Annotated in this window: 10 protein-coding genes and 1 pseudogene; 8 read left to right on the plus strand and 3 right to left on the minus strand. The window is 49.5% G+C overall.

Annotation, left to right across the window (positions count from 1 at the left end; all coding sequences use genetic code 11):
- Positions 1-94: 94 nt before the first annotated feature.
- Positions 95-589 carry a helix-turn-helix domain-containing protein gene (locus B3D59_RS02810; protein WP_286817583.1) on the minus strand — a complete coding sequence of 165 codons (495 nt, stop codon included), beginning with the start codon at positions 587-589 and terminating at the stop codon, positions 95-97.
- A 360-nt stretch (positions 590-949) separates the two neighbouring features.
- On the opposite strand from B3D59_RS02810, the gene B3D59_RS02815 reads away from it, so the two are divergent.
- From B3D59_RS02815 to B3D59_RS02850, 8 genes are all read left to right on the plus strand, one after another.
- Positions 950-2,764 (plus strand): thiamine pyrophosphate-dependent enzyme, encoded by a 1,815-nt coding sequence (locus B3D59_RS02815; protein WP_286817584.1) that lies wholly within the window; start codon positions 950-952, stop codon positions 2,762-2,764.
- 5 nt (positions 2,765-2,769) lie between these two features.
- Positions 2,770-3,318, plus strand: coding sequence for a 2-oxoacid:acceptor oxidoreductase family protein (locus B3D59_RS02820; RefSeq protein WP_286817585.1), 549 nt, complete (start codon positions 2,770-2,772; stop codon positions 3,316-3,318).
- A 4-nt stretch (positions 3,319-3,322) separates the two neighbouring features.
- Complete coding sequence (locus tag B3D59_RS02825; protein WP_286817587.1) at positions 3,323-4,612, plus strand: phenylacetate--CoA ligase family protein; 1,290 nt, start codon at positions 3,323-3,325, stop codon at positions 4,610-4,612.
- A 38-nt stretch (positions 4,613-4,650) separates the two neighbouring features.
- Positions 4,651-5,670, plus strand: coding sequence for a TRAP transporter substrate-binding protein (locus B3D59_RS02830; RefSeq protein WP_286817589.1), 1,020 nt, complete (start codon positions 4,651-4,653; stop codon positions 5,668-5,670).
- Between the two features lie 10 nt (positions 5,671-5,680).
- Complete coding sequence (locus B3D59_RS02835) at positions 5,681-6,166, plus strand: TRAP transporter small permease (protein ID WP_277002690.1); 486 nt, start codon at positions 5,681-5,683, stop codon at positions 6,164-6,166.
- Positions 6,163-7,464, plus strand: a complete 1,302-nt coding sequence (locus tag B3D59_RS02840; RefSeq protein ID WP_286817591.1) for a TRAP transporter large permease — start codon at positions 6,163-6,165, stop codon at positions 7,462-7,464. Before B3D59_RS02835 ends, B3D59_RS02840 begins: the two co-directional genes overlap by 4 nt.
- Before the next feature lie 123 nt (positions 7,465-7,587).
- Positions 7,588-8,433, plus strand: a complete 846-nt coding sequence (locus B3D59_RS02845) for a hypothetical protein (RefSeq protein WP_286817592.1) — start codon at positions 7,588-7,590, stop codon at positions 8,431-8,433.
- Positions 8,434-8,459: 26 nt separating this feature from the next.
- Positions 8,460-9,740 carry an aspartate aminotransferase family protein gene (locus B3D59_RS02850; protein ID WP_286817593.1) on the plus strand — a complete coding sequence of 427 codons (1,281 nt, stop codon included), beginning with the start codon at positions 8,460-8,462 and terminating at the stop codon, positions 9,738-9,740.
- 102 nt (positions 9,741-9,842) lie between these two features.
- Here B3D59_RS02850 and B3D59_RS02855 read toward each other — a convergent pair whose 3' ends face one another.
- Positions 9,843-10,097 (minus strand): hypothetical protein, encoded by a 255-nt coding sequence (locus tag B3D59_RS02855; RefSeq protein WP_286817594.1) that lies wholly within the window; start codon positions 10,095-10,097, stop codon positions 9,843-9,845.
- A gap of 45 nt (positions 10,098-10,142) precedes the next feature.
- A pseudogene (locus tag B3D59_RS02860) lies at positions 10,143-10,430 on the minus strand (ArsC family (seleno)protein); the annotation flags it as partial.
- Between the last annotated feature and the right edge of the window lie 418 nt (positions 10,431-10,848).

Here is a 10,848-nt window from a genome sequence, read left to right on the forward strand (position 1 = left end):
GAAAACGCATCAAAGCAGGCGGTTACAATACCGCCGGTAAAGCCAGATTCATCAAAATAATACAAGTCAATGATATTTGCCTGATCTTCATCTTTCAAGATTTCAATTTCCTTTTGCGCTTCCCTGAACTCGTTCTCATTGCGTTTGCTTTTGAGAGATTTCCGTCCTCGACACCAACGCAATTTTTTTTTATAATCCGTTTCAGGGTTTTTACGCTGACTTTTTTACCAAATTTTTCCTGTATTTCAGTAATGGCACTTTTAAGTTGTCTTGGATTTTTCTTCACAATATCAATAACTTCATCATGCCTCTCACTATGGATCAGCGGCGTTCTTCCAGAACGTGGTTTATCAATTAAAGAGTCAAATTGATATTTTTCCCATCCATCAATCCACTTCGAAACTGTTTCCTGAGTGGTCAAACATATTTGTGAAATATGACTGATACTATACCCAGAGTTGCTCAATCGGATTGCTTGAGCCCTGAGTTTAGTACGGTTTGACTCTTCATCCGAAAATTCAATAAGTGACAGCCATTTTAATGCCAACGGCTCAATTGGAGAAATAAATTTTCTACCCGTACGTCTCATCTGATATCCTTGCTATGCAAATTTAAAAAAACAATGATTTGTTGCAAAGCAAGATTATACAGGAATTATATTTGTCCACCTACTTATAATGAAATAATGACATGGATAAATAGTTTATAGAACTCTTAAAAATAAAATAAATTGTATTGGGATCAATATATTGAGCTGGAAATAAAATGCTGAACAAAGAGCGATGTCATTTAAGCGGAATTTTTAGCCTGTCCTGTGCTTTGACGGCTCATGCGCAGAGGCGTTTAATTCCCAACAATTTCAATAAATAAATTGATTTTTATCTGATTTTTTGGCATGTTGCTGTGCGCAGAAACACAAAATGAAACCATTTGAGGTTAAATATAATAAATGAGTACAAAACGACTGATGCTGGGAAACGAGGCTTTGGCCTATGGGCTGCTGAAAAACGGTTGCCAGATGGCCTGCGCATACCCCGGCACCCCTTCTTCGGAAATTCTGTCCGCAGTTGTTTCCCTGAAAAAAGAGATGAAGCTTGATATTCACGCCCAGTGGGCCGTGAATGAAAAAGTGGCATTTGAAACCGCTTACGCAGGTGCCCAGGCAGGGCTTAGAACCGCGGTTGCCATGAAACAGGTGGGACTGAACGTGGCTGCCGACCCATTGATGAGCTCCGTATACTTAGGCGTGAAAGGTGGCTTTCTGGTCATCAGTGCCGATGATCCCGGCCCCCACTCATCCCAGACCGAACAGGATTCACGCCTGATGGCGGTTATGGCCAAGCTGCCGGTGCTGGATCCGGACTCCCCGGTCCAGGCTGCCGAACTTGCCGGCATCGCCTTTGACTTGTCCGAAGCCTTTGAGATTCCGGTGATGCTGCGTCCCACGACCCGGGTGTGCCATTCCCGCCAGAGTATGGACGTGGAAAAAATTGAAATGACGCTGCGTCAGGCAGCCTTTGAAAAAAATCCGGGCAGATGGGCGGCAACCCCAAAATTTAGGCTCCAGCTCCACAAGGAACTGGAGGCCAAACTGGCCAAAATTGCACACTACGAACCCACCTGTCCCCGGCTGGTGTCCGGCTTGGCCAAAGGTCGTGGACAGGCCATTGTCGTAGCTGGTGTGGCGGCGGCCAATGCCCGGGACATTATTAAAGAAAGGAACCTGGACATTCCTGTCTACCAAGTCGTTCAGCCTTTCCCCCTTCACAAGGATTTTATCCATGAGATGGACGGCTACGATGAAATTTTGGTGCTGGAAGAGACCTGGGGCGTCATTGAAATGCAGCTAGCAGATAAAAATCGGGTGAAGGGGAAAAATACGGGCTTTATCTCTCCGGCTGGCGAACTATTGCCGGAAAATGTGGAAGAACGGATCTGCGCCTTTGTGGGTGTAGATTATCAGGCCGCGCAAATCACCATGCTGCCCGGGCGGCGTCCCACCCTGTGCGCAGGCTGCCCGCACCGTGCCAGCTTCTTTGCCATTAAAAAGGCCGCGCCCAAGGGGATCTTCACCAGCGACATCGGATGCTACACCCTGGGCTGCAATCTCGGGGCCGTGGACACGGTCACCTGTATGGGGGCAGGTATCAGCCAGGCTGCCGGTTTCACCATTGCCTATGCCAAAAATGAGAAACAACCGCCTGTTTTTTCCACCATTGGGGACTCCACATTTTTCCATTCCGGTATTCCCGGATTGATCGAAACCGTCACCAAAAAAATCCCTTATGTCCTGGTGATCCTGGACAACCGGACCACGGCCATGACCGGCCACCAGCCAACACCGGCCTCGGGCCGGGACGCATCAGGAGATCCCTGCATTGCCGTAAATATCCCTGCCATTGTCAAAGGCTGCGGGGTAAATTTCATTAAAACTGCAGACCCATATGATCTGCCGGCATTTATCGACATTCTCAAAGAGGCAAAAGCATATTGCAAAGAAAACGGTCCGGCCGTGGTGATTGCCGAACACCCGTGCCTGCTTAATCTGGACAGGGCTGAACTCAAAGCATCCTTTAAACGAGTAATCGTAAATAGGGATGTCTGTGACGGCTGCGGATATTGCGTAAGCCAGTTTGAATGCCCGGCCCTAAACATGGACAAAGAGACTGAACAGATCTGCATTGACCCCGGCCTTTGCACCGGATGCGCGGTTTGTTCATTTGTCTGCCCCAAGGGTGCACTTGTTCTTGAAAACCAGGAGTAAATATCATGTTAAATAATCAGCAGATTATCATTTCAGGTCTGGGCGGGCAGGGTGTTCTTTTTATTACAAAACTGCTGGCCGGCGCTGCCATGGCCGACAATCTTCCCGTACTCACCTCGGAAACCCACGGTATGGCCCAAAGGGGTGGAAATGTAATTTCCTATCTTAAAATCGGTGATTTCTCAGGACCGCTGATCCGGCCTGCCACTGCCGATGCGCTGATTGCCCTGAAAGCCGAAAGTTTTGCCCACCATTCCTATTTTCTCAAACCCGGCGGGTTGGCCGTGGTGAACAGCCCGGATCCTGTTGAGGATGACAGATACAGGGTGTTTTGTGGAAATGCCACTGCCCTGGCTGAAGAGGCCGGCAATGTACGCAGCGAAAACGTAGCCATGCTGGGATTTTTCATGGGCGCCATCAAAGATGACACCCATCTGTTCAACTTGGAGACTCTTGCGCGAATGATCAAGGAGAAATTCCAGGCAAAACCAGCAGTGGCGACAACTGTACTAAGCCTGCTTGGGGCAGGCATGCAACTATATCAAAAAAGGTAACTTAATGAGTTTTATCCCTTTAAACATAACCGGCGAACAGATCGCCGATATTCAGCAACAGGGTCTGAAATGGACCGTGGCCCACGCCTATAACAACAGCCCGTATTACAAAAAAAAGCTCGAAGCCGCAGGCTGCCGGCCCGAAGATGTCAAAAGTCTTGATGATCTTGAGCACCTGCCTTTTACGGACAAGCATGATTTTCTTAAGGACTATCCTTTTCCCTTGCGGTCTGTGCCGATGTCCGACATTGTACGAATCCACGGATCTTCGGGAACCACGGGTAAAAGAAAAATTTTGTGCTACACAAAAGAGGATGTGGACAACTGGGCCAATATTTTTGCCCGGTGTTATGAGTTGGCCGGTGTCACCAAACTCGACCGGGTCCAGATTGCCGTAGGCTATGGGCTTTGGACTGCAGGTGTTGGTTTTCAGAACGGGTGCGAGCGTTTAGGCGCCATGGCTGTGCCTCTAGGCCCGGCTAATGTGGACATGCACATTGACATGCTTTTGGATCTTGAATCCACGGTCTTTTGCGCCACTGCTTCCATGGCCCTGCTTCTGTCCGAAGAGCTTGAAAAGCGCAAACTGACGGAAAAAATCAAATTAAAAACCATCATCTTAGGGGCCGAGCGCCACAGCGCGTCCATGCGCAAACGTATCCAGGAGATTACCGGGGCCAAACATATCCATGACATCTACGGCATGACCGAGCTTTACGGACCCGGTACCGGCCTTGACTGCACAGAGCATGCAGGTATCCATTACTGGGCCGACCATTTTATTTTTGAGGTGATTGACCCGGTAACCCTGAAGCCGCTACCCGTCGGGGAAGAAGGAGAGCTTGTGGTCACCACCCTGAAAAAACAGGGTACGCCTTTAATTCGCTACCGCACCCATGATGTCACCCGGCTGATTCCGGGGGCCTGCGCCTGCGGCAACCCCTTTCCCCGGCATGCCAGAATCTCCGGGCGTACAGATGACATGTTTATCTTCAGGGCGGTAAACATCTATCCCAGCCAGATTGATGATATTCTAAGCAGTATTGACGGGGTGGGCAGCGAGTACCAGATTCACCTAAACCAGGATGCCGACGGCAGGGATTATATGACCATCCGGGTGGAGCGCACCAATGATGCCGCCACAGGAGAAGAGAGTGGCCTGGCGGATGAGGTGTCCGGCCGTATCCGTAAAAAACTGCTGGTCAGATCCCGGGTTGAAATCGTGGATTACGGCACCCTGCCCCGGACTGAAAAAAAAAGCAAGCGGGTGTTTGATAACCGCCCATCTGAATAAATTTACTACTCCCTGCGGGGAAAGACAAAGGAGTTACAATGAAAAAAGCATCATTCTTTTTCTGTGTTCTGGCGGCAATTGCGTTTGTTTCCGGAACAAGCCCTGTACCGGCCCAGGCCAAAAAAGTCAGCCTGAACTATGCCAATTTTCCCCCAGCCCCCACCTTTCCCTGCGTACAGATGGAAAGATGGAAAACCGAAATTGAAAAACGTACCGACGGTGCCGTACAGATCAACACCTTTCCCGGCGGAACGCTTTTGGGTGCCAAAGAGATGATGGACGGGGTCATCAACGGTCAGGCCGACATCGGCTGTATCTGCATGGCTTATCAGCCCGGCCGCTTTACCGTGACCAATGCCACAAGTCTGCCCCTGGACATTCCCGACGCCAAGACCGGCAGCCTTGTGCTTTTAGACCTGTATAACAAATACCAGCCCGAGGCTTTTGACAAGGTAAAGGTGTTGACCATGTTTGTCACAGCCCCTGCCAATATCATGTCCAAAGCGCCGGTGGCCGAACTTTCCGACCTCAAGGGCCTTGATCTGCGTGCATCCGGCGGTGCGGCCCAGATTCTCAAAGCCTGGGGCGCCAACCAGGTGGGTATGCCCATGTCCGACACCCCCGAAGCCCTGCAGAAAGGTGTGGTCAAGGGACTGTTTTCCTCTTTGGAGGTAATGAAGGATCTCAAATTTGCTGAAATCTGCAAATACATCACCATCACCGACACCTCGATCTATCCCTTTGCCGTAATCATGAACAAAGGCAGCTGGGACAAGCTGCCCGACGATGTGAAACAGGTCATGGACGGCATGATCGAAGAGCAGTCTGCCTGGACCGGCGAATACATGGACCGGCATGTCAGCGATTCCATTGCCTGGTCAAAGAAAGAACACCAGGTGGAAGTGATTACGCTCTCTGCTGAGAAAAAGGCCGAGTGGAATGCGCGGCTTGCCCCCATTACGGAGAGCTGGATTAAAACAGCCGAAGAAAAAGGTCTGCCCGGAGACCGGATTGTAAAAGATATTAAAACGCTTATTGAAAAACACGCCGCAAAATAGCAATATAGCCATGGAAACCATTGAAAAAATAAGCGACTTGCTTAACCGGTGGGCCGTGATCATTGCCGGGATCATTCTGGTGTTCATGATCCTTTTGACCATGGGCAATATTGTGCTGCGCAGGGTCGGGGTGCCCATCCGGGGCACCTATGAAATCATGGGATTTGCAGGGGCCGTGATCACGGCCCTTGCCATGGGCTTTACCCAGAAAAAAAGAGAGCATATCCATGTGGACATTTTGATAAGCCGGTTTCCGCGGGGGGTCAAAAAGGCCGTTTTTGCCGTGAACAACGGATTATGCACCCTCTTTTTTCTTGTGGCTGCGTGGTTTGTGGGCCGACGGGGCATGACCCTTTTTGAAACAGGAGAGGTATCGGAAACCCTTAGAATGGTATACTATCCCTTTGCTTTTGTCGTTGCATTCGGCTGCTTTCTGCTGGCTGCCATGCTGTTTATTGATCTGGTTAAACTGTTTATTCTAAAGGATTCCAAATGAGCCTGACCCTGGTGGGCATCCTCGGGATCGCCGGCCTGATGTTGCTGCTGTTCGTGTTCGGCATGCCCGTAAGCTTTGCCATGGCCCTGGTGGGTTTTGGCGGCTTTTCCTATATTCTTAACGTTAATGCCGGTGTAAACATGGTCAGCCAGGAGTTCTGGGCGGTATTTTCCAATTACGGACTCACCGTGATCCCTTTGTTTGTGTTCATGGGACAGATCGCTTTTTATTCCGGGGTCAACGAGCGCCTTTATAATGCGGCGTATAAATGGGTAGGCCATATCCGGGGGGGCCTTGCCATGGCCACCATCATGGCCTGCGCAGCCTTTGCCTCCATCTGCGGGTCGAACACGGCCACGGCGGCGACCATGACCACGGTGGCATTTCCCCAGATGTCCAATTTCAGGTATAAGCCCATGCTCTCGTGCGGGTCGATTGCCTGCGGCTCCACCCTTGGGGTTGTGATCCCGCCCTCCGTGGTGCTTATCATCATCGGCCTTTCCACGGAACAGTCCATTGCCCGGCTTTTTTACGGCGGCATCGGGGCCGGCATTCTTTTGTGCCTGTTGATGCTGCTCACGGTCTATGTGGTCTGCCGTCTGAATCCCGAATGGGGCCCGGCCGGTCCAAAGTCGGGTTTTGGCGAACGCATCCGGTCTCTTTCCGGCGCCGTTGAGATGATGATTCTGTTTTTCCTGATCATGACCGGGTTGTACGCCGGATATTTCACACCGTCAGAGGCCGGCGGGGCAGGGGCCTTTTTTGCCCTGGTCATCAGCCTGGTCCAGCGGACACTCTCCTGGGAAAATTTCAAAAAGGCTATCATGGATACCTTGCGTGTCTCCTGCATGGTCATCATGCTTATCACAGGGGCCATGATCCTGGGTAAATTTTTAACGATTACCCGCATTCCATTTAACATGGCCTCGTGGGTGGCGGATCTGAACGTTCCCGATCCCGTGATCCTGGCTGTAATTTTCGGTATGTACGCCATTGGCGGTGCCATCATGGATGCCCTGGCCCTTTTGCTGATCACCATCCCCATCTTTTTTCCAGTGGCCTCTCAGATCGGCTGCGATCCCATCTGGTTTGCCGTTCTCATTACCGTGGTTACAACCCTTGGCGCTGTCACACCCCCTGTGGGTGCGACTACTTATGTGGTGGCGGGCATGGCCAAGGGCAGCACCTTAAATGAAGTATTTCATGGAGTTATGTTTTTTCTTCCGGCCTATCTGGTTTGTATTGTTCTACTTATGATGTGCCCCTGGATTATTACCTTTTTGCCGGGACTGTTGTAATAGTTGAATATTTTATGCTTTGGTTGACAAAAGGGGGTGCCTATCCTTAAAATTGATGGTCGGATGAGTTTGGCGATAAAAAAAATTTGATACAAAAAACTTTGGAAATGGAGGATTTAAAACATGGCGTTACGAATAAACACACTTCTTCTGGTAATTTTTACAGGCCTTTGGATTCTGGCCGCTGACTGTGCTTTTGCCCAGTCTTTAAAGCCCACTTTAGAAAAGTCCTGGAATGCCTATCTTCAGGCCAGCAGGTCAGGAAATGAATCGGAACTTCAAAAGACAATGTCTTCCTTCAGCCTGTGTACCTTAAAAAACAAATTAGCTTCGGCACAACGGTCGTTAACGCCTGAAATTATAAAAGGTTTTGCGAAATACAGCCCGGATATATCCAAAATGGAATTTGCCGGGGTGCTTGAAAAAGGGGACAATGCAAGTCTTGTATATGTCAGGGATTCAGGGAAAAAAGACGCCTCCGGAAACCCCATGGCGACCTTCAGCGCCATTAAATTTGTCAAGGAGTCAGGATGGAAAGTGGACGCCACCATGAATTGCGACAAGCCAATGTATCAGAATGATGGCCGGAAAACAGGATTTTATCTGTCAGATCTGCGACAGGACTGTGCCATGGACGGGAATGTAAAACCGCCCCCACCCCTGGTCTCAAAGCCGTATTCATCAGCTCTGCTTGATGTATTCAGCTATGGTTACCAGGCTCAGATTACGGTCAACGGGGTCCCCCAGGAGCCGGTCACCGCGAGTTGGTCCGGGGTCGTGATCGGTGGTCTTCGTAAAAACAAAAACAACATCACCATTAGGATGACAAAAGTGGACACAGACAAGCAGAGCGTTCCTAAGATAAGAATCCGTCAGCTTCTTAAAAATCGCACAACACAAGAAGTGTTAAAATTTGAGCCCCGGAAAAATATTGAAGGAGTTCACACGTTTACCGTTTCAGTCATATAGGTTTCCGTTAATGGAGGTGAGTTCCCATGACAAGTATGAGGAAAATACATAATTACAGGGGGTTCTCCACGGAATCAGACAATTCCATCTTTAAGCTGGAAAACAACTTCGGCGCCCATCACTATACCAGGATAAATCTGGTGATCAGACGCGCCGAAGGCTGCTGGCTCACCGACGATAAGGGAAACAAATACCTGGACTGCCTGGCCGCCTACTCGGCTGCCAACCCGGGGCACCATCATCCCACGATTACCAATGCCCTGATCAACGCGCTGACCGGCAATTATGCATCGGTTATCTCCAACGTGGTTTTCACTGACCCTTTGGGCATATTTCTTTCCGAATGTGCCTCCTTTGCCCCTCAGCTTGGCCCCAGATTCGGTGCGCACGGCAACAAGGTCCTGGCCAAAAACGGTGGTGTGGAATCGGTTGAAACATCAATAAAAGCCATGCGCTACTATGGATTCAAACAAAAAGGAATTGACGACGGCAAGCAGGAAATCATTGTGTTTGACAGAAATTTCCATGGCCGTACCCTTTCTGTGGTCTCCTTTTCTTCCAACAAAAAATACCGTGAAGGATTCGGTCCTTTAACACCGGGCTTTGTCTCTGTGCCCTTTGGGGATCTGGACGCGGTTGAAAAAGCGGTCACCCCCAACACCTGCGGCATTCTTGTGGAACCCCTTCAGGGTGAAGGCGGTATGATTATCCCGCCCAGGGGTTTTCTCAAAGGATTGAGGGTCCTGGCTGATCAAAAAGACCTGTTCCTGGTCTGTGATGAAATCCAGGTAGGATTGGGTCGTACCGGCAAACGGTTTTGCTTTGAGCACGAAGGCATTGTGCCCGACGGCTTAATTCTGGGCAAGGCCCTTTCCGGGGGACTGGTGCCCTTGTCCGTCTTCATGACCAACGCTGAAATTATGGATATGATTTTCTCCAAGGGGTCTGACGGTTCCACATTCGGTGGCTACCCCCTGGCCTGTGTGGCCGGCATCGCAGCCCTGAAGGTATTTCAGGAAGAAAAACTGGATGAACAGTCCGCACAAAAGGGTGCCCGTTTAAAGAAACGCATTGAAGATATCGGCAAACGGTCTCCCTATGTCAAAGAGGTGCGGGGGTTGGGTCTTTTCATCGGCATTGAAGTTAAAGACAACAATGCCATGGAGTTCTGCCGCAAACTGATGAAGGAAGGAGTTGTTGTGAATGACAGCCACGGTCACACCATTCGTATTTCTCCGCCCCTGGTCATCAATGACGAGGAGATGGATTTCATGGTGGAGCGTCTGGAACGGGTTTTGGTTCCATAGGTGTTCGGTATACGTTCCGTATCTGGACGGTATTCATATTAAAGGAATTAAAGGGCAGGCGGATCAAAGGATCCGCCTGCCCTTTTCGTTTACATACAGGGTCTACCAGCATCTGGCAGCGTGATTGCGTTGCCGGCCGCCACAATACCCCTCACCCGGGCCGTATCCCTGTCCGCCCATGGGACATGAAATGTTGTACGGCTCTGCCTTGGCCCTCAGCTCACTCTGGATCTTGCTGATATTTTCGGACAGTGCCCTGGCTCTCTTGGGATCAGGGTTTGTTCCTGCCATCAATGCACTCAGTTCAGCCCGGTCGGCAGAGATTAAAAATATTGACGTGCGTGTGATTGTTGCCACCAATAAAGATCTGGAAAAAAATGCAGGTCGGGCGCTTTTTATACGTTAATCCATAACCCTATGATACATCTCATCATTGTAACCAATCATTAGCATCTTATCGATTTCTACGGTTGGTGCTCGAAGATTACCTGACCTGCCTATTGCTGATTTCAATATCTCCTCACGATTTGTTTCATCAGGTGAAAATGTCAGTACCTTCTTGCCCTTCCCAATATGAACGATGTCATACTGTTTGATTCTCTCCCAAGCTGATTCCAGATCAATTCCTTCCTTCCCGGCATCCGTCACCTCTCCTACCTCGATCTGATTATCGTCAAAAAACTTTTGAGCTTTTTTGCATGATACTCAGCCTTTTCTGAAATATGCCCACCCCACTGTCATGACAATCTCCCTCCAATCTATTCAAAGTGATAATGGTTCCTGATAGAAAAATTCCTGGGACACCTTATTTATTGGCAGAAATTAAAGCATTTGTTTAAATTTATACTATTGCACGGATCAGTGCAGTGGCTCCGACTTTCCCTCATCACATTACACAAACAGGGAATAGACGGCAACAGACATTTTTCAGCGATCAGGAGTTCGAAGCCTATCTGAACCTTGATGTCGGAATGCCCCCTGAAATATAAAGTCGAAATATGGGCTTATTGCCTGATCCCAATCTCATCCGCTTGATTGCCCTTCAGGAAACCAAGGATGGATTAACTCAGGTCATCGGGGAAGCACACAGACGATATACGAGAATGAT

This window comes from Desulfobacter sp. UBA2225 (genome assembly GCF_002348205.1).
Classification (GTDB): Bacteria; Desulfobacterota; Desulfobacteria; order Desulfobacterales; family Desulfobacteraceae; genus Desulfobacter; species Desulfobacter postgatei.

Excerpts from the sequence above, each read along its gene's own strand:
- B3D59_RS02845 (WP_286817592.1), top strand. The coding sequence starts at position 7,588 with ATGGCGTTACGAATAAACACACTTCTTCTGGTAATTTTTACAGGCCTT.
- B3D59_RS02830 (WP_286817589.1), top strand. The coding sequence starts at position 4,651 with ATGAAAAAAGCATCATTCTTTTTCTGTGTTCTGGCGGCAATTGCGTTT.
- B3D59_RS02840 (WP_286817591.1), top strand. The coding sequence starts at position 6,163 with ATGAGCCTGACCCTGGTGGGCATCCTCGGGATCGCCGGCCTGATGTTG.
- B3D59_RS02825 (WP_286817587.1), top strand. The coding sequence starts at position 3,323 with ATGAGTTTTATCCCTTTAAACATAACCGGCGAACAGATCGCCGATATT.
- B3D59_RS02810 (WP_286817583.1), bottom strand. The coding sequence starts at position 589 with ATGAGACGTACGGGTAGAAAATTTATTTCTCCAATTGAGCCGTTGGCA.
- B3D59_RS02835 (WP_277002690.1), top strand. The coding sequence starts at position 5,681 with ATGGAAACCATTGAAAAAATAAGCGACTTGCTTAACCGGTGGGCCGTG.
- B3D59_RS02820 (WP_286817585.1), top strand. The coding sequence starts at position 2,770 with ATGTTAAATAATCAGCAGATTATCATTTCAGGTCTGGGCGGGCAGGGT.
- B3D59_RS02815 (WP_286817584.1), top strand. The coding sequence starts at position 950 with ATGAGTACAAAACGACTGATGCTGGGAAACGAGGCTTTGGCCTATGGG.
- B3D59_RS02850 (WP_286817593.1), top strand. The coding sequence starts at position 8,460 with ATGACAAGTATGAGGAAAATACATAATTACAGGGGGTTCTCCACGGAA.